Genomic DNA, 19635 nt, shown 5'->3' with positions numbered 1-19635 from the left:
CGAATCCAAAGTTCTTCAAATGATAGAGTCAAGCCTCACGAGCAATTAGTATCGGTTAGCTTCACGCATTGCTGCGCTTCCACACCCGACCTATCAACGTCCTGGTCTAGAACGACTCTTCAGGAGGGTCAAGCCCTCAGGGAAGTCTCATCTTCAGGCGAGTTTCGCGCTTAGATGCTTTCAGCGCTTATCTCTTCCGAACTTAGCTACCCGGCGATGCGACTGGCGTCACAACCGGTACACCAGAGGTTCGTCCACTCCGGTCCTCTCGTACTAGGAGCAGCCCCCGTCAAACTTCCAACGCCCACTGCAGATAGGGACCAAACTGTCTCACGACGTTTTAAACCCAGCTCACGTACCACTTTAAATGGCGAACAGCCATACCCTTGGGACCGACTACAGCCCCAGGATGTGATGAGCCGACATCGAGGTGCCAAACTCCGCCGTCGATATGAACTCTTGGGCGGAATCAGCCTGTTATCCCCGGAGTACCTTTTATCCGTTGAGCGATGGCCCTTCCATACAGAACCACCGGATCACTATGTCCTGCTTTCGCACCTGCTCGACTTGTCGGTCTCGCAGTTAAGCTACCTTTTGCCATTGCACTATCAGTCCGATTTCCGACCGGACCTAGGTAACCTTCGAACTCCTCCGTTACTCTTTGGGAGGAGACCGCCCCAGTCAAACTGCCTACCATGCACGGTCCCCGATCCGGATTACGGACCTGGGTTAGAACCTCAAAGACACCAGGGTGGTATTTCAAGGACGGCTCCACAGAAACTGGCGTCTCTGCTTCTAAGCCTCCCACCTATCCTACACAAGTGCCTTCAAAGTCCAATGCAAAGCTACAGTAAAGGTTCACGGGGTCTTTCCGTCTAGCAGCGGGGAGATTGCATCTTCACAACCATTTCAACTTCGCTGAGTCTCGGGAGGAGACAGTGTGGCCATCGTTACGCCATTCGTGCGGGTCGGAACTTACCCGACAAGGAATTTCGCTACCTTAGGACCGTTATAGTTACGGCCGCCGTTTACTGGGGCTTCGATCCGATGCTTGCACATCTTCAATTAACCTTCCAGCACCGGGCAGGCGTCACACCCTATACGTCCACTTTCGTGTTAGCAGAGTGCTGTGTTTTTAATAAACAGTCGCAGCCACCGATTCTCTGCGACCCTCCAAAGCTTACGCAGCAAGTGCTTCACCTCAGAGGGCATACCTTCTCCCGAAGTTACGGTATCAATTTGCCGAGTTCCTTCTCCCGAGTTCTCTCAAGCGCCTTAGAATTCTCATCCTGCCCACCTGTGTCGGTTTGCGGTACGGTTCTGATTCAACTGAAGCTTAGTGGCTTTTCCTGGAAGCGTGGTATCAGTTACTTCTTGTCCGTAGACAATCGTCATCACTTCTCGGTGTTATGAAGACCCGGATTTGCCTAAGTCTTCCACCTACCGGCTTAAACAAGCTATTCCAACAGCTTGCTAACCTAACCTTCTCCGTCCCCACATCGCATTGAATCAAAGTACGGGAATATTAACCCGTTTCCCATCGACTACGCATTTCTGCCTCGCCTTAGGGGCCGACTCACCCTACGCCGATGAACGTTGCGTAGGAAACCTTGGGCTTTCGGCGAGCGGGCTTTTCACCCGCTTTATCGCTACTCATGTCAACATTCGCACTTCTGATACCTCCAGCACACCTTACGATGCACCTTCTCAGGCCTACAGAACGCTCCCCTACCATGCGCGCTTCATTAAATAAACTCCACTTTAATAAATGCTTTCCGTCGCTTCGCTCCGGCAAGCTATCTGAATTCATTTAATGAAGCGCGCATCCGCAGCTTCGGTTACAGATTTGAGCCCCGTTACATCTTCCGCGCAGGACGACTCGACCAGTGAGCTATTACGCTTTCTTTAAATGATGGCTGCTTCTAAGCCAACATCCTGGCTGTCTGGGCCTTCCCACTTCGTTTACCACTTAATCTGTCATTTGGGACCTTAGCTGGCGGTCTGGGTTGTTTCCCTCTTGACAACGGACGTTAGCACCCGCTGTCTGTCTCCCATGATTGCACTTTCCGGTATTCTTAGTTTGCCATGGGTTGGTAAGTCGCAATGACCCCCTAGCCATAACAGTGCTTTACCCCCGGAAGTGATACATGAGGCACTACCTAAATAGTTTTCGGGGAGAACCAGCTATCTCCGAGTTTGTTTAGCCTTTCACCCCTATCCACAGCTCATCCCCGCATTTTGCAACATGCGTGGGTTCGGACCTCCAGTACCTGTTACGGCACCTTCATCCTGGCCATGGATAGATCACTCGGTTTCGGGTCTACACCCAGCAACTGATCGCCCTATTAAGACTCGGTTTCCCTGCGCCTCCCCTATCCGGTTAAGCTCGCTACTGAATGTAAGTCGTTGACCCATTATACAAAAGGTACGCAGTCACCCCATTAAGAGGCTCCCACTGTTTGTATGCATCAGGTTTCAGGTTCTATTTCACTCCCCTCCCGGGGTTCTTTTCGCCTTTCCCTCACGGTACTGGTTCACTATCGGTCGATGATGAGTATTTAGCCTTGGAGGATGGTCCCCCCATCTTCAGACAGGATTTCACGTGTCCCGCCCTACTTGTCGTATACCTAGTACCACTGCTGGAATTTCGAATACGGGGCTATCACCCACTATGGCGGACGTTTCCAAGTCCTTCTTCTATCCCAACAGCTATCGTATACAGGCTCCTCCGCGTTCGCTCGCCACTACTTGCGGAATCTCGGTTGATTTCTTTTCCTCCGGGTACTTAGATGGTTCAGTTCTCCGGGTTCGCTTCGCTTATCCTATGTATTCAGATAAGGATACCGTACAGAATACGGTGGGTTTCCCCATTCGGACATCACCGGATCATAGCTCTATTGCCAGCTCCCCGATGCTTTTCGCAGGCTTACACGTCCTTCGTCGCCTATCATCGCCAAGGCATCCACCTGATGCACTTATTCACTTGACTCTATCATTTGAAGAACCTGCTGACTTCGCTAAACCTTCCGTTGACAAGTCGGTTTAACTTAGGCTCTCTACTTTGATAAAGCTTACTGCTTGTTGTGTGTTCGTCTGTGCCTTTTGCACTCACAGACAAACGATACAATCATCACCCAAATTACTGTGGTCTCACCCTTGCCTTTGCAGGCTGCCTGAAGACAAATGAATCGCTTCGGGCGGGTAAAACCAACATTGTCTTTGTTTGTTGATTTCGGCTTTCCAATTTGTTAAAGATCAATGCAACTTTTAATCGCAAATAAAAACCAGCTCTTCAAACTCGTTTTTATTTGCCATCAGCTTTTGGTGGAGGCAAACGGGATCGAACCGATGACCCCCTGCTTGCAAAGCAGGTGCTCTACCAACTGAGCTATGCCCCCAATCTCTTGGTGGGTCTGGCAGGACTTGAACCTGCGACCCCACGCTTATCAAGCGTGTGCTCTAACCAGCTGAGCTACAAACCCAGATTACTCCAACTTCGTCGGGTTCCCCCAACCAGTTTCGCATCTCTAATTCACAGTTTACCGATAAGTGTGAATGCACCAAGCCCCGTCTTTTCTCTAGAAAGGAGGTGATCCAGCCGCAGGTTCCCCTACGGCTACCTTGTTACGACTTCACCCCAGTCATGAAGCATACCGTGGTAAGCGGGCTCCTTGCGGTTACCCTACCTACTTCTGGTATCCCCCACTCCCATGGTGTGACGGGCGGTGTGTACAAGACCCGGGAACGTATTCACCGCAGTATGCTGACCTGCGATTACTAGCGATTCCGACTTCATGCACTCGAGTTGCAGAGTGCAATCCGGACTACGATCGGTTTTTTGGGATTGGCTCCACCTCGCGGCTTGGCTACCCTCTGTACCGACCATTGTATGACGTGTGAAGCCCTGGTCATAAGGGCCATGAGGACTTGACGTCATCCCCACCTTCCTCCGGTTTGTCACCGGCAGTCTCATTAGAGTGCCCAACTAAATGATGGCAACTAATGACAAGGGTTGCGCTCGTTGCGGGACTTAACCCAACATCTCACGACACGAGCTGACGACAGCCATGCAGCACCTGTGTTACGGCTCCCGAAGGCACTCCTCCGTCTCTGGAGGATTCCGTACATGTCAAGACCAGGTAAGGTTCTTCGCGTTGCATCGAATTAATCCACATCATCCACCGCTTGTGCGGGTCCCCGTCAATTCCTTTGAGTTTTAATCTTGCGACCGTACTCCCCAGGCGGTCAATTTCACGCGTTAGCTACGCTACTAAGGTGTCATGCACCCCAACAGCTAATTGACATCGTTTAGGGCGTGGACTACCAGGGTATCTAATCCTGTTTGCTACCCACGCTTTCGAGCATGAACGTCAGTATTATCCCAGGGGGCTGCCTTCGCCATCGGTATTCCTCCACATCTCTACGCATTTCACTGCTACACGTGGAATTCTACCCCCCTCTGACATACTCTAGCCTGCCAGTTCAGAACGCAGTTCCCAGGTTGAGCCCGGGGATTTCACATCCTGCTTAACAAACCGTCTGCGCTCGCTTTACGCCCAGTAATTCCGATTAACGCTCGCACCCTACGTATTACCGCGGCTGCTGGCACGTAGTTAGCCGGTGCTTATTCTTCAGGTACCGTCATCACTCCAGGGTATTAACCCAAAGCTTTTCTTCCCTGACAAAAGTCCTTTACAACCCGAAGGCCTTCTTCAGACACGCGGCATGGCTGGATCAGGCTTGCGCCCATTGTCCAAAATTCCCCACTGCTGCCTCCCGTAGGAGTCTGGGCCGTGTCTCAGTCCCAGTGTGGCGGATCATCCTCTCAGACCCGCTACTGATCGTCGCCTTGGTAGGCCTTTACCCCACCAACTAGCTAATCAGACATCGGCCGCTCGAATAGCGCGAGGTCCGAAGATCCCCCGCTTTCCTTCTCAAAGCGTATGCGGTATTAGCCATCCTTTCGGACAGTTATCCCCCACTACTCGGTACGTTCCGATGCGTTACTCACCCGTTCGCCACTCGCCACCCAAGAAGCAAGCTTCTCTGTGCTGCCGTCCGACTTGCATGTGTAAAGCATGCCGCCAGCGTTCAATCTGAGCCAGGATCAAACTCTTATGTTCAATCTCTAACTTAATAACTTCTGGTCTGCTTCAAAGAAACCAACACAATGTAGTTAATCTACATCTTGTCTGTTTTTGTCGCAGTGTGAGGCTCAATGCACTCACACTTATCGGTAATCTGTACTGTTAAAGAGCAAAATTTTTGCTGCCGAAGCAGCGAAGAAGGCGAACTATACGCCCCCAGCCAAACACAGTCAACCACAAATCACAAAAAAATCCCACCCAATACAACACTACCATGAATAAAAAGGAAATTTTGTCAGGGCCTCAAACATCCAAACACCGAAACAAACAGGCTACCTGAAAATAAATGCGCCGGTTTCTGCAGCGAGAAACATTCAGGTAGCCTTTCAAAAACCGTCTCCCCACACTTGCGCCTATACTTATCCGGCACAGATTGCTATATTCCGGCATATTTTTGATGACCCACTTGAGCCATTCAATATACAGGAGGCTGCGCCGTGCAAAACCTACAATTTCCCTTGGATTTCAAATTTAAAATCCTCACTCCTTCCAACGACTTCAGCGTTTTCGACGCCCGCGGGCAGGAGGTAGCCTACACCCGCCAGAAGATTTTCAAGCTGAAAGAGGGCGTGGAAATTTTCCAAAACGCTTCGCGAAAACAGCGTCTTTATCAGATCAATGCCGACCGCCTGCTCGATTTCAACGCCAACTACCGCATTACCGACGAGAGCGGCCAATTGCTCGGTTCCGTGCGCCGCAAGGGCATGCGCTCGCTGTGGCGCACCCATTATCAGGTTTACGATGCCCAAGGCCAGTTTTTGTACGACATCCGCGAAACCAACCCTTGGATCGCCGTGGCCGACGGCTTAGTAGGCGAAGTTCCGGTGTTGGGCTGGCTGACCGGCTATTTCCTCAACCCCAGTTACAGCATTACCGATGCCGAAGGGCAAGAAGCGTATCTGCTGAAAAAAACGCCTTCCTTTATGGAAAGACGTTTCAGCCTGGAAAAACGCAGTCAAGCCCCGCATGACGAATTGGTTACCCTCTCCACCATGATGCTGATGCTGCTGGAACGCAGCGACGGCTAACCCTGCCGCCTGCCTTTTCAGGTAGCCTTCATGGGCTACCTGAAAACATTTCCACCACCTCCCAATACAAACCACAAACAGGCTACCTGAAACCACCCCAAGCCATGAAAACCGCCAAACGCTATCCCTTTTTAACCATCCTGCAATCCCGCTTTCTCCTCAATCTGGCCAACCACAGCAGCTTCGCCCAACTGCCCGACGAAAAACAATTCCGCCTGTGGGCATGGCAGGCCATCAAACAACACCACCGCCGCGCCGACATCAGCCTGGTGCTGCTGGATGAAGCAGACGCCCGCCGCTACAACCGCGACTACCGCGGCAAAGACTACGCGACCAATGTATTGAGTTTCGAAGCCGCCGAACAAGAATGGCTTACTCCTGCAAACCGCAGCAACTCAGACACCCTATACGGCGACCTCATCATCTGCCCGCAAGTGGTGGCGCGCGAAGCCGAGGAACAAGGCAAACCCCTCGCCGCCCATTTCGCCCACCTTACCATACACGGCGTACTGCACCTGATGGGTTACGACCACATCGACGCCGCCGAAGCCGAAGCCATGGAAGCACTTGAAATCCGTTTGTTAAATCAGTTAGGATACCCCAACCCTTATTAACCGGACACGCACAGCATATGGACGACAGCCAGTCGAAACCCAATTTTTTCGAACGCCTCATCAGCCGCCTCAGCGGCGACACCCCCGACTCTCCCGAAGACGTGATGGCCCTGCTCAGACAGGCGCACAACCAGCAGGTATTCGATGCCGACACCCTGCAGCGACTGGAAAAAGTGCTGGATTTCAGCGAACTGGAAGTGCGCGACGTGATGATGACCCGCTCGCAAATGGACGTGGTCAAAGCCGGCGACAGTCTGGAGCGCATCATCGCCTATGTAGGCGAAACCGCCCATTCCCGCTTCCCAGTGATTGCCAACGACAAAGACAATGTGCTCGGTATCCTGCACGCCAAAGACCTGCTCAAGCACACCCTCAATCCCGAACATTTTAAAATTGAAAACACCTTGCGCCCGGCGGTGTTCGTACCCGAGGGCAAATCTCTCAACACCCTGCTGAAAGAGTTCCGCGAACAGCGCAACCACATGGCGGTAGTGGTGGACGAATACGGCGGCATCAGCGGTCTGGTGACCTTCGAAGACATCATCGAACAAATCTTGGGCGACATCGAAGACGAATTTGACGAAGACGACGATGCCGACAATATTTTCGCCGTATCCGAAGAACGCTGGCGCATCAAAGCGGTCACCGAAATCGAAGACATCAACGAATTTTTCAGCACCCGCTACAGCAACGAGGAAGTGGACACCATCGGCGGCTTGGTGATTCAAGAACTGGGCCACCTGCCCGTTCGCGGTGAAAAAGTCACCCTCGGCCCGCTGCAGTTTACCGTGGCACGAGCCGACCACCGCCGGCTGCACACCCTAATGGCCGTGCGCGTAAAGGCCGAATAACTTTGTTCCAATAACAATCAGGCTACCTGAAACTGTTCAGGTAGCCTGATTGGCCTTTAATTATTTGAAATCCTGTGGATCACAGAACGGCATGCCATCAACAGCCGAGAGCTTTGCAAAACCCCAGATGTGGATGCAGATCAAGGCGTAGCAGCGCAGCGAGCATAGACATATCACATAGATAGGCAAGTGAGCGAGCAGCGGCAACGCAGAAATGCGCCGCAGATGGGGGGGGGTGCACAGGTCGCAGGCTACCTGAAAGCGAAGCATGCCGCGCGACCAACCCAAGCGGCAAGCGTAGAAGCAGTATGCTTTACTCCGCCGCTTCTTTGGCTTTGGCCACCGACACCGTGGCCGGCCGCAAAACGCGGTCATGCAGGGTGTAGCCCTTCTGCATCACAGCCACCACCGTATTCGGCTCCTGCTCGCTTTCCACGGTTTGGAACGCCTGATGGCGGTGCGGGTCCAGTTTATCGCCGGGCTGCGGCACAATCTCCTGAATCTGCGCCTGTTCGAAAGCACGTTTCAGCTCGGTGAGGGTCATTTCCACCCCCATCTTCAAAGCCTCGAAATTGCCGCTCTGATCCAACAGCGCCATTTCCAAATAATCCTTCACCTTCAACAGCTCTTCGGCGAATTTTTTCGAAGCGAATTTATGCGCCGCCTGTAACTCTTCCTGATGGCGGCGGTGCAGGTTTTGCAGATCGGCCTGATGGTATTTGCCGATGTCCGCCAGCTGTGCCTCCAAATCTTCGACCTTCAGGGTCAGGCTCTCCACGGTTTCCGGGGTTTCCGCTTCCGCCGTTTCAGCAGCAACATCCTGTACCGCTTCGGCTTCAAGCGCTTCGTTTTCAGGCTGTTTGTGTTCTTCTTGGCTCATGGCTATTCCTTTTCTGAAGATTCTGAAGATGCTCGGTGGCATTGGACAATGCGGCCAAACATGGGGCTGGCCCGCTTTTTTTCAAGCGGATGATTGCGGTGCACAAAAAAAGTGTTTAAGGTAGCCGCCACATAAAAAATACAGACAACGGAGAACCCCCATGCCGCGTTTATACGAAGAACAGGCCCAATCGATTGCCGCCACCATTCTGGCCGGTTTCAACAAACACTACTCCATGTTCCGCAACGCCAGCAGCGGCGCCAAAACCCTGTTTGAAGAGGGCAACTGGTACGGCATCCAGCAGCTGGTGGCCGACCGCATCCGCATGTACGACGACCGCGTGCGCGAAAGCGTGGAAGTGTTGCGCCGCGAACTGGCCGCCAATGCGCTCAACGACGACGTATGGGCGCAAGCAAAAAAAGACTATATCGCGCTTTTGGTCAACCACAAACAGCCGGAATTGGCCGAAACCTTTTTCAACTCCGTCTCCACCAAAATTCTCGATAAAGAGTATTACAACAACCAGTTTATCTTCGTCAAACCGGCCATTTCCACCGAATACATCGACTCCGAGCCGCGCACTTTTCAATCTTTTTACCCCAAAGAAGAAGGGCTGCGCGGCTGCTTGAAGCACATTCTCAACCATTTCCGTTGGCGCACACCCTTCGCCCATCAGGCGCGCGACATCGCCGACATTCTGCGCGCCGCCAAGCGCCACTTCGGCGCCGAATGGCCGCCGCAAGATCTCAACCTGCATTTGCAGGTGCTCAACTCCGCCTTCTACCGCAACAAAAGCGCCTATATTTTCGGCCAAATCATCAGCGGCAACGAGCGTTATCCCTTCGCCCTGGCCATTGTGCACGATGCCAAAGGCAAGCTGATTGTGGATGCCGCGCTGTTTGACGCCGCCCAAATTTCGGTGCTGTTCTCCTTCGCCCGCGCTTATTTTCTGGTGGATATGCCCGTGCCGGCCGGTTATGTGCAGTTTCTGCAATCCATGCTGCCCATGCGCAGCAAAGGCGATCTCTACACTCTGCTGGGTTTGGGCAAACAGGGAAAGAACATTTTCTACCGCGAATTCGCCCAGCATCTGGAATACTCCGACGACAAATTCATCCTCGCCCCCGGCATCAAAGGCTTGGTGATGAGCGTGTTTACCCTGCCCTCCTTCCCTTATGTGTTTAAAGTCATCAAAGACACCTTCGGCCCGAACAAGGACTTCGACCGCGAATACGTACGCCAGAAATACCTGCTGGTCAAAAAACACGACCGCGTCGGCCGCATGGCCGACACGCTGGAATTCGTCAACGTTGCCCTGCCCAAACACCGTTGCGACCAAGAGCTGATCGACGAATTGCGCACCCTCGCCCCTTCGCAAATCGAAGAAACCGACGATTTGTTCATTGTCAAACACCTCTACATCGAATACCGCCTGCAACCGCTCAACCTGTTTATGCAGACCGCTTCGCCGCAGGAAAAAGCCGCCGCCGTCATCGACTACGGCTACGCGCTCAAAGAGCTGGCTTCGGCCAACATCTTCCCCGGCGACATGCTCTACAAAAACTTCGGCATGACCCGTTTCAAGCGCGTCATCTTCTACGATTATGACGAAATCGAATACATGACCGACTGCAACTTCCGCGCCATTCCCCCCGCCCCCAATCCCGAATACGAAATGTCGGGCGAGGTATGGTATCCGGTGAACAAAGGCGACGTCTTCCCCGAAGAGTTCGGCCCCTTCCTGCTCGGCGAACCCGACGTGCGCAAGGTATTCCTCGAACACCACCGCGATTTGCTCACGCCCGAATTCTGGCAGCAGAAAAAAGAACGCCTGCAACAAGGCATCTTGGAAGATTTCTACCCCTATCCGCAATCCGTGCGCTTCCATCCCGACGAACTGCAAAGCGGTGCCGTGGATTTAACCGACGTGTAAGCAGGCTACCTGAAAAAACTAAGCCGTCCGGCAGACACCGGACGGCTTGGTTATAGAAGGGCGTATTGGCATTTACCCTGCCGAATCAGCGTTTTCGGCCAAAGATAAACGACAACACCGATAAAACCAAAAAGGCGATGAACAGAATTTTGGCAATACCCGCAGCACTGCCGGCAATGCCGCCAAAACCCAAAACCGCCGCAATAATGGCAATCACGAAAAAGACAATCGAATAATGCAGCATCGCATTCCTTTCAATTTAATCAATTAAAAATTAAGCTTTGATAGCTGGATGCAATATAACACAGGGTATCACTATTGGCAAATTCAATTGAATGATTATTTTTTATAAATTAATTCAAATTCCGTCACCACAACCCGAGCAGGTCTCTTGGTAGCGCCGGTAATACGCACTAATCGACTGCACCACCTCATCCGGGCAATCGCACACCCGAATCAAATCCATATCCGCCGCCGAAACATAGGCCCGCTCCAACAATTGGGCGCGCAGCCAATCCACCAAGCCGCCCCAGAAACCGGAACCCATCAAAATCAAAGGCCGAAACGGCGTTTTGCCGGTTTGCACCAAAGTCAGCGTTTCAAACAGCTCGTCCAAGGTGCCGAAACCGCCGGGCAACACCACCCAAGCCAGAGAGTGCTTGATAAACATTGCCTTGCGCGAAAGCAAGGAATCAAAGCACACCGATACGTCCTGATAGTCGTTCGGCTTCTGCTCGTGCGGCAACACGATATTCAGGCCCACCGTTTGGCTTCTGCCCCCGAATGCGCCTTTGTTCGCCGCTTCCATAATGCCCGGCCCGCCACCGGAGAGCACCGCAAAGCCGGCATCCGACAAACGGCGCGCCAGCCCCTCGCATAAGGCATACAGCGGATCGTCCGCCGGCGTGCGGGCGCTGCCGTAAATGCTCACCGCCGGCCGGATGCCGCTGAGCACCTCGTCGGCCGCCACAAATTCCGCCGCCAACTCCGCCGCGCTCAAAGTATCCTGACGGCACACCACCGGCCGCGAAGTTTCTTTTGCCGGTTCGCAATCGGCCAACTGATTTTCAAGCCACATCTCGCCTACTCTCGTCGAATCATTGATCACGGGCGGCATCATAAAGAGGCGGCCCAGCCTCGGCAATGCTTTTCTGTTTTCAGGTAGCCTGAAACCTTTTCCCGTACAATATGCGCCTAAGCGATTATTCGGGTAGCTTCATCCTATTTCAGGCTACCTGAAACCCCACTTCAGGATTTCCGATATGTCCCTCACCCCCACCCTCCTCCTTGTCGACGGTTCTTCCTATCTCTACCGCGCGTTTCACGCCATGGCACCGCTTACCGCGCCCGACGGCACGCCCACCGGCGCGCTGTACGGCGTACTCAACATGCTGCGCCGCCTGCGTGCCGATTATGTGCACGACTATTGCGCGGTGGTGTTTGATGCCAAAGGCGAAAACTTCCGCCACAAAATGTATCCCGACTACAAAGCCACGCGCCCGCCGATGCCCGACGAACTGCGCCCGCAAGCCGAAATGCTGCCCGAACTGGTGCGGCTGATGGGCTGGCCGGTGTTGATTGTGCCGGATGTGGAAGCCGACGACGTGATCGGCACGTTGGCCAAACAAGGCGAAGCAGCGGGCTGGAACGTGGTGATTTCCACCGGCGACAAAGACATGGCGCAGCTGGTGTCCGAGCACGTTACCCTCGTCAACACCATGAGCAACGAAAAGCTCGACATCGAAGGCGTGAAAAACAAATTCGGCGTTCGCCCCGACCAAATCATTGATTATCTGACCTTAATCGGCGACAAAGTGGACAACGTGCCGGGCGTGGACAAGTGCGGCCCCAAAACCGCCGTGAAATGGCTGGACCAATACGGCACGCTGCAAAACGTGATGGACAATGCGTCTGAAATCAAAGGTAAAGTCGGCGAAAACCTGCAAGCCGCGCTGCCGCAACTGCCCCTTTCTTACCAACTCGTTACCATCAAAACCGATGTGGACTTACACGGCGATCTTTCAGACGGCCTCGAAAGCCTGCGCCGCACCACGCCGAAATGGTCGCAACTGGCGGTGGAATTCAAACGCCTCAACTTCCGCACTTGGCTGAAAGAAGCCGAAGAGCGCATGCACGAAGGCAACGGCGATTTGTTCGGCGCGGCGCATATCGGCGAACAAGCCGCTTTAGCCGCAGAGAGGCCGTCTGAACATTCCGAAAGGCTACCTGAAAAAGCCCAAACCCCTGAAACGCTGGATTATCAAGCCGTTACCACCGAAAGCCAATTCGCCGCCCTGTTGAGCAAATTGTCGCAAGCCGACACCATCGGCATCGACACCGAAACCACCAGCCTCAACCCGATGGAAGCGCAGCTCGTCGGCATCAGCATTGCTTTCAAAGCAGGCGAAGCCGTGTATATCCCGCTCGGCAACACACCCACCGCCGCGCCCGAACAGCTTGATTTGCAAGACGTATTAGGCCGTCTGAAACCCCATTTGGAGAATGCGGAACTCAAAAAAATCGGCCAAAACCTCAAATACGACCAACACATTTTCGCCAACTACGGCATTGCCCTGAACGGCATTGCCGGCGATGCCATGCTCGCTTCCTACATTATCGAAAGCCACTTGGGGCACGGCCTCGACGAGCTTTCCCAACGCTGGCTCGGCCTGCCCACCATCACCTACGAATCCCTGTGCGGCAAAGGCGCGAAGCAGATTTCGTTTGCCGATGTCAGCCTCGAACAAGCCACCGAATACGCCGCCCAAGATGCCGATTTCGCCCTGCGTATCGAAGGCCATCTGAAAGCACAAATGGATGAAAAACAGCTGGAAATGTATCAAAACATGGAGCTGCCCGTGGCCCAAGTACTGTTTGAAATGGAGCGCAACGGCGTACTCATCGACAAAAACGAACTCGCCCAACAAAGCCACGAACTCGGCACCCAACTGCTGGCGCTGGAGCAGCAGGCTTACCAAGCCGCAGGCCAGCCCTTTAACCTCAACTCGCCCAAACAACTGCAAGAAATCCTGTTCGACAAAATGGGCATTCCCACCAAAGGGCTGAAAAAAACCGCGTCCGGCGGCATTTCCACCAACGAAGCCGTGCTCGAACAGCTCGCGCTCGACTACCCGCTGCCAAAAATCATCTTACAAAACCGCGGCTTGGCCAAACTCAAGTCCACCTACACCGACAAACTGCCCGAGATGATCAACCCGCACACCGGCCGCGTGCACACCACTTACGCCCAAGCCGTCGCCATCACCGGGCGGCTGGCCAGCAACAACCCCAACCTGCAAAACATCCCCATCCGCACCGAAGAAGGCCGCCGCGTCCGCCGCGCCTTTACCGCCCCCGCAGGCAGCGTGATTGTGTCCGCCGACTATTCCCAAATCGAGTTGCGTATCATGGCGCATTTGAGCGGCGACAAAACCCTGATCGAAGCCTTTAAAAACGGCGAAGACATCCACCGCCGCACCGCCGCCGAAGTGTTCGGCGTCGCACAAGAAAACGTCAGCAGCGAACAGCGCCGCTACGCCAAAACCATCAACTTCGGCCTCATCTACGGCATGGGCCAATACGGCCTCGCCAAATCGCTGGGCATCGACAACCTTTCCGCCAAAAACTTCATCGACCGCTACTTCGCCCGCTACCCCGGCGTGGCCGACTACATGCAGCGCACCAAAGAACAGGCCGCCGCCCAAGGCTACGTAGAAACCCTGTTCGGCCGCCGCCTCTACCTACCCGACATCCACAACAAAAACGCCAACGCCCGCGCCGGAGCCGAACGCGCCGCCATCAACGCCCCCATGCAAGGCACCGCCTCCGATTTAATCAAACGCGCCATGATCGCCGTTTCCGATTGGCTGATTTCCCCGCAGGGACTTCCTTCGGTCGCAGACGGCCTGAAAAGCAAACTGATTATGCAGGTACACGACGAATTGGTGTTGGAAGTGATTGAGTCGGAATTGGATTTGGTGAAGCAAAGGCTACCTGAAATCATGGCCGGCGTGGCAGAGGGCCAATTAAATGTGCCGCTGGTAGCCGAAGTGGGCGCGGGGGAGAACTGGGAAGAGGCGCATTGATTGATATTAAAATGCAAATTAATTAACAAATAATTTGCTACTCTTTTTATTAAACTCATAAGGATATGATTTATGGAACAACAAATAATTGAACTAGGAGTTCGTCTTACTGAAGCTTTAGCTAAAAATTCAGCATCCACAATTTCAACAAAAATAAAAGCAATAAAAACAAAAAAAGATGACAAGGAAACAATTAATGAATTAGAAGAAATCATTCAGGATTTGATTTCAGATAAAAATGAGCTAATGCAAATTGCTCAGGCTTACCAACAAGAAATATCAGCACAAAAAATTAGTGAAACCGAATTAAACTATATTACAGAAAGCTTGATTCCCAAGCTGTACGAGTTTATGACAGCTAGCGGTCAATCTAATCAAGAATTAAGTAATATGAGAAATATTTTATCGCCTTTGGTATCTAAGGAAACGTTGACTATACTTCAACTGTTAGGTTTCAATTTTAAAAAGGCAATTGGTGAACCTTTGACATCACTTGTTCAACAAATAATTTTAACTAAACTACCACCAAACCCAGAATTACAAAAATTACAACTAGAAATGCAACTTGAGCTCTTGCGCCGTAATCCAGAGACATTTTCAGACTTAATATCTGAATCAAGGCTGGAATAGCAAACGTTGGGTTAGCCGCAGGCGTAACCCAACAAAAATGTCGGAGTTTCAAGCCAAGGCCGTCTGAAAACGGTGAAGTTTAGAATGCTGAACCACTTTGTTGGGTTACGGCGTACCGCCTAGCCAAGAATCGTAGGTCGGGCATTCATGCCCGACATCACGGATATTTTGTGAATTTGTCGGGCATGAATGCCCGACCTACTTTCATGGCCTGAAAAGACAACGCGCTCAGCGGATGAAAAATGCAGACAGTGGCAAGCCCAGCTTTTTGAAAATAATGAAACACAAGCCGTAACTTGGCTTAACCACAGACGTACCCCAAACCGCTACGCTGCCGCCGCAAACCCGGCAACCACCCAGTTCCCTCCCCCGTGGGGGAGGGTTAGGGAGAGGGCAACAAGCCGCAAGGCTTGTAGGGTTTGGGAAATAGCGGCAAGGTTTTTCAGACTGGCATGGAAAGTCCCCCAAAAGGCTGCCTGAAAAGCATTAAATCCAAAAAGCAAACGTTGGCAGTATTGATTCAAAGTTACCGTCACTCAAGCAAGCCCTCTCCCCGGCCCTCCCCCACGGGGGAGGGAGGCCGTAGGTTGGGTCTTGACCCAACATTATCTGAAATTCAACAGTTTTCGTTGGGTTTACTACTGCTAAGCAACAATCTTTTCAGGTAGCCGCCAAAGGCTACCTGAAACCCTTTTTCCACCCTCCCGAAAGCCCATTATGAACCCCTCCCTTCTTTACTTCCATACCCTCATCATCGGTGCCGGTGCGGCGGGGATGATGTGTGCGGCGCGTATCGGGCAGCGCGGGCGGGCGGTGGCGCTGGTGGATCATGCGCAGAAAATCGGCGAGAAAATCCGTATTTCCGGCGGCGGGCGCTGCAATTTCACCAATACGCAGCTCAACGGCCACGATGCCTCGCTTTATTATGTGTCGCAGCAGCCGCGTTTTGTGCGCCATGCCCTGTCGCGCTATACGGCGCAGGATTTTGCCTCCTTGGTGGCGGCCCACGGCATTGCCTATCACGAAAAGCACAAGGGACAGTTGTTTTGCGACGGCAGCGCACAGGAAATCATTGCCATGCTGCAGGCCGAATGCGCACGCGGCGGGGTGGCGTGGTACACGGGCTGCACGGTGGCATCGGTGCGTGCGCTGGCGGCAGAGGATGCGCCGGCGCGCTTTGAAATAGCCGGCAGCCGCGGCGTGTTCCGCTGCCGGCATTTGGTGGTGGCCACCGGCGGTTTGGCGGTGCCGGCCATCGGTGCCACGCCGTTTGGCTACGAGCTGGCCAAGCAGTTCGGCCACCGCATCGTGCCGCCGGAAGCGGCGCTGGTGCCGCTGCGCTTCGAGCATTGGGCGCAGCAGGGTTTGGATGCGCTCTCGGGCTTGTCGCTGCCGGTGCGCATCAGTACGGGCGAAGGCAGGCAGGCGGCGGTGTTTGAGGAAGATTTGCTGTTCCGCCACAAAGGCTTGAGCGGGCCGGCGATTTTGCAGATTTCCAGCTATTGGCAGGCGGGCCAGCCGATTGTGATCGATTTGGCGCCGGATACCGATGTGGCCGCCGCCCTGTGCGCGGGCAAGCAGGGGCAGAAAATCCAGCTCAATACTGCGCTCAAACAACTCTGCCCCGCGCTGCCGGAGCGGCTGCTGGATTTCTGGCTGGCGCAGGCGGAATGGGCATCTTTGGCGAAGCAGAAATGGGCCGATGTGCCCAACGCCCGCCTGCAGGCCTTGGGGCAAAGCCTGAACCGTTGGACGTTGCTGCCCAGCGGCTCAGACGGCCACAAAAAAGCGGAGGCCACCCGCGGCGGGGTGGACGTGCGCGAGATCGACCCGAAAACCATGCAGAGCAAGCTGTGCGCCGGCTTGTATTTTATCGGTGAGGTGATGGACGTTACCGGCTGGCTGGGCGGCTACAACTTCCAATGGGCGTGGGCCTCGGCGGTGTGTGCGGCGGCGCATATCGGCGCAGAAGGCGGTTCAGACGCATAAATTATGGCCGCGCCTTGCCGTTGGTTTGACACATAAAAGGCTACCTGAAAACCTGTCGCCGCGCCCAAATGCGCGCCGCCGGTTTTCAGGTAGCCTGTTTTGAGATCACAGCTGTATCGGAGCGGCAGCCGCCCCGTGCCGCTTTATTCGCCTTGGCGTTTGAATTCGCCGCTGAAGCTCACCGGAATCTGTTCCACAATCGAAGACAAGCCCATCACTTCCACCAGCTGGCCGACGCCTTTCACCATGTCCATCTGTTTCACGTCCAGCAACACGGGCGACAAGGTGGCCACGCTGATGCTGTCGGCCGCATTGCGCTGCACCAGCAAATCGGCTTCGATGTCCAGTTTCTGGCCGTGAATCTCCAAAGCCAGCGGCTGTTTCAGTTTCAGGCTTTCGCCCAGCGCCAGTTTGTTCACCGCTTGGGCATCCAGCTGGCCGCTGATTTTCGCCTCGGGAAACTGCACCACTTCAAACACCCAGTCTTTCAGGCGTTGGTCGCGGATATCGATATTGGTTTTCACGCTGGCCAAATCCACGGTCATATTGAAGCGGCCGTCTTTTTCCAAACGGGCGGCGGAAGTGGTGAACTCGGATTGCTCGGTGATGCTGCCTTTTTCCTGGTTCACTTTGCTGCTCAAAAAGCGGATTTGGCTGTTGGCGGCCGACCACACGGCGGCTTCCTGCGGCACTTGCTGGGCGGCTTGGGCGTTTTCGTTGCCGCCGGGGGCGCAGGCAGTCAGGGCAAATGCGGTGGTGAGGGCAATCAGGATTTTGTTCATATTGTCAGCCTTTCTTCTGAAGTTTGGAGATAGGGAAAGCGGCGCTCCGCCGCCGTTTCGGTTTACCCTTCAGACGCAGCGCAAACACGATTCTGACAATTTTTATAAAACTTTTTCCCAAATTTCTGTTTTCTAGAAAAATATTCTGCCTATTTTCCGCTTTTACTGCGGTTTCCCACCTAAACAGCCGGCAAAAGTAAAAACCGCTTAAGCTATAATCCGCCTGAGACCTTTGCAAAACCCCCAGATGTGGATGCAGTTCAAGGCGTAGCAGCGCAGCGAGCAGCGCATAACGCAGAAATGCGCCGCAGATGGAGGTTTTGCAAAGGTCTCAGCCTGCGCCGTTGAAGCCAATTTTTCAGGTAGCCCACAACGGCCGCCCCCGCCACCCCACCACTCAGGAGACACCATGACCGCCCCCGTGCTGACCGAACTGCTGCCCACCGCCAACGGCCGCCAAATCGGCCTCATCACGCTCAACAGCGAAAAAACCCTCAACGCACAAAGCACCGAAATGATCCGCATCATTTCGCCCGCCCTCAGCCGCTGGGCCGAAAACGACGACGTGGTCATGGTGCTGGTTCGCGGCGCAGGCGACAAAGCCTTCTGCGCCGGCGGCGACATCCGCAACCTCTACCACGTCATCAGCGCCGAACCCGCCTTTCCCAACCCCGACGTGCTCACCTTCTTCCGCGAAGAATACGGCCTCTGCTACCAGATGCACACCTACCCCAAGCCCATCCTCACCTGGAGCAGCGGCATCGTGATGGGCGGCGGCATGGGGCTGAACGCCGCCGCCAGCCACCGCATCGTGACCGAAACCACGCTGATGGCCATGCCAGAAATCTCCATCGGCCTCTTCCCCGATGCCGGCGGTTCCTGGTTCCTGCAGCGCATGCCGGCCAAATCCGGCCTTTTCTTCGGCCTCACCGGCATGCGCTTCAACGGCCGCGACGCCATGCTCGCCAATCTGGCCGACTACGCCATGCCTGCCGACGGCTGGCCGCAGCTCCTTGATGCCCTGCACCACGCCCCCTGGGCCGGCATCTCCGACAACCACCACATCCTCAACGCCACCCTCAACCGCCTGCATCAGCCGAACAGGCTACCTGAAAGCCAACTGCTGCCCAATTTGGAAGCCGTGCACAACATCCTCAACGCCGGCGACATCCACGCCGTCGATGCCGTGCTGCGCCACACCGAATTCGCCGACCCTTGGCTGACTCAGGCCGCCGACACCTACCGCAACGGCTGCCCGGTCACCGCCGCGCTTACCTGGCGCATTTACGAGCGCGTGCGCAATATGTCGCTGGCCGGCGCCCTGCACATGGAACTGATCGTGGCCATGCATTGCTGCAACAACGGCGATTTTCGCGAAGGCGTGCGCGCCCTCCTGATCGACAAAGACCGCAGCCCGAACTGGAGCCGCACCCTGGCCGAGGTCAGCGCAGCCTACATCGACAGCCATTTCATCAACCCCTTTGCCCCCGGCGAACATCCTTTCGGCCACTGGTTCCAAGCCGGCAACCCGATTTCCTCGCCCAGCAATCAGGGCGCGTAAACCGGGCAAGCGGCTACCTGAAAAACAAAACGGGTTCTCCCCAACCAAACGGTTCAGGTAGCCCCCAAACACCAAACCGCCGTTTTTCAACGGCGGTTTTTGTGTTTCGGCTGCCAGTGCCCGGGCCTGGCAGCA

12 protein-coding genes, 2 tRNA genes, 2 rRNA genes and 1 pseudogene are annotated in these 19635 nt (G+C 54.3%); 8 read left to right on the top strand and 9 right to left on the bottom strand.

The window, feature by feature from the left end; all coding sequences use genetic code 11:
* Window positions 1-24: 24 nt before the first annotated feature.
* The 4 genes from H3L94_RS01600 to H3L94_RS01585 form a co-directional block, all read right to left on the bottom strand.
* A 23S ribosomal RNA gene (locus H3L94_RS01600) occupies window positions 25-2989 on the bottom strand.
* A gap of 333 nt (window positions 2990-3322) precedes the next feature.
* Window positions 3323-3398 (bottom strand) — tRNA-Ala (locus H3L94_RS01595).
* A 7-nt stretch (window positions 3399-3405) separates the two neighbouring features.
* Window positions 3406-3482: transfer RNA gene (locus tag H3L94_RS01590), tRNA-Ile, on the bottom strand.
* Window positions 3483-3582: 100 nt separating this feature from the next.
* A 16S ribosomal RNA gene (locus H3L94_RS01585) occupies window positions 3583-5123 on the bottom strand.
* Together the 16S and 23S rRNA genes with 2 tRNA genes alongside form the textbook arrangement of a ribosomal RNA operon.
* A gap of 461 nt (window positions 5124-5584) precedes the next feature.
* Here H3L94_RS01585 and H3L94_RS01580 point away from each other — a divergent pair.
* The 3 genes from H3L94_RS01580 (at window position 5585) to H3L94_RS01570 (ending at window position 7640) form a co-directional block, all read left to right on the top strand.
* Window positions 5585-6175 carry an LURP-one-related family protein gene (locus H3L94_RS01580; RefSeq protein WP_182122392.1) on the top strand — a complete coding sequence of 197 codons (591 nt, stop codon included), beginning with the start codon at window positions 5585-5587 and terminating at the stop codon, window positions 6173-6175.
* Between the two features lie 104 nt (window positions 6176-6279).
* The gene (ybeY, locus tag H3L94_RS01575; protein WP_182122391.1) at window positions 6280-6789 is read left to right on the top strand and encodes an rRNA maturation RNase YbeY; all 510 of its coding nucleotides are present in this window, start codon (window positions 6280-6282) and stop codon (window positions 6787-6789) included.
* A gap of 17 nt (window positions 6790-6806) precedes the next feature.
* Entirely contained in the window at window positions 6807-7640 is an 834-nt protein-coding gene (locus tag H3L94_RS01570; RefSeq protein ID WP_182122390.1) for a CorC family transporter, read from the top strand.
* A 313-nt stretch (window positions 7641-7953) separates the two neighbouring features.
* Here the strand turns inward: H3L94_RS01570 and grpE are convergent, their stop codons facing one another.
* Window positions 7954-8520 (bottom strand): nucleotide exchange factor GrpE, encoded by a 567-nt coding sequence (gene grpE / locus H3L94_RS01565; protein ID WP_040660195.1) that lies wholly within the window; start codon window positions 8518-8520, stop codon window positions 7954-7956.
* Between the two features lie 160 nt (window positions 8521-8680).
* Here grpE and aceK point away from each other — a divergent pair, with 160 nt between their 5' ends.
* Complete coding sequence (gene aceK, locus H3L94_RS01560) at window positions 8681-10453, top strand: bifunctional isocitrate dehydrogenase kinase/phosphatase (RefSeq protein WP_182122389.1); 1773 nt, start codon at window positions 8681-8683, stop codon at window positions 10451-10453.
* An 85-nt stretch (window positions 10454-10538) separates the two neighbouring features.
* Here aceK and H3L94_RS01555 read toward each other — a convergent pair whose 3' ends face one another.
* On the bottom strand, window positions 10539-10697 hold the full coding sequence (locus H3L94_RS01555; protein ID WP_009118889.1) for a DUF1328 domain-containing protein: 159 nt from the start codon (window positions 10695-10697) through the stop codon (window positions 10539-10541).
* 114 nt (window positions 10698-10811) lie between these two features.
* Window positions 10812-11531, bottom strand: a complete 720-nt coding sequence (locus H3L94_RS01550; RefSeq protein ID WP_244958794.1) for an LOG family protein — start codon at window positions 11529-11531, stop codon at window positions 10812-10814.
* Window positions 11532-11715: 184 nt separating this feature from the next.
* On the opposite strand from H3L94_RS01550, the gene polA reads away from it, so the two are divergent.
* The 3 genes from polA (at window position 11716) to H3L94_RS01535 (ending at window position 17157) form a co-directional block, all read left to right on the top strand.
* Window positions 11716-14538 (top strand): DNA polymerase I, encoded by a 2823-nt coding sequence (gene polA, locus H3L94_RS01545; protein WP_182122387.1) that lies wholly within the window; start codon window positions 11716-11718, stop codon window positions 14536-14538.
* Between the two features lie 72 nt (window positions 14539-14610).
* The gene (locus H3L94_RS01540; protein WP_182122386.1) at window positions 14611-15168 is read left to right on the top strand and encodes a hypothetical protein; all 558 of its coding nucleotides are present in this window, start codon (window positions 14611-14613) and stop codon (window positions 15166-15168) included.
* Between the two features lie 717 nt (window positions 15169-15885).
* Window positions 15886-17157: a BaiN/RdsA family NAD(P)/FAD-dependent oxidoreductase gene (locus H3L94_RS01535; RefSeq protein WP_182122385.1), complete on the top strand. Its 1272-nt coding sequence runs from the start codon at window positions 15886-15888 to the stop codon at window positions 17155-17157.
* Between the two features lie 143 nt (window positions 17158-17300).
* Here the strand turns inward: H3L94_RS01535 and H3L94_RS01530 are convergent, their stop codons facing one another.
* Together H3L94_RS01530 and H3L94_RS12245 are read right to left on the bottom strand one after the other, a co-directional pair.
* Window positions 17301-17939, bottom strand: coding sequence for a YceI family protein (locus H3L94_RS01530; RefSeq protein ID WP_182122384.1), 639 nt, complete (start codon window positions 17937-17939; stop codon window positions 17301-17303).
* Window positions 17940-18162: 223 nt separating this feature from the next.
* Window positions 18163-18310: pseudogene (locus tag H3L94_RS12245) on the bottom strand (ATP-dependent exonuclease); the annotation flags it as partial.
* 38 nt (window positions 18311-18348) lie between these two features.
* Here H3L94_RS12245 and H3L94_RS01525 point away from each other — a divergent pair.
* Complete coding sequence (locus tag H3L94_RS01525; RefSeq protein WP_182122383.1) at window positions 18349-19500, top strand: enoyl-CoA hydratase/isomerase family protein; 1152 nt, start codon at window positions 18349-18351, stop codon at window positions 19498-19500.
* The last annotated feature ends 135 nt before the right edge of the window (window positions 19501-19635 follow it).

The organism is Neisseria shayeganii, assembly GCF_014054965.1.
GTDB classification, from domain to species: Bacteria; Pseudomonadota; Gammaproteobacteria; order Burkholderiales; family Neisseriaceae; genus Eikenella; species Eikenella shayeganii.
This window is presented reverse-complemented; position numbering and strand designations above follow the sequence as displayed.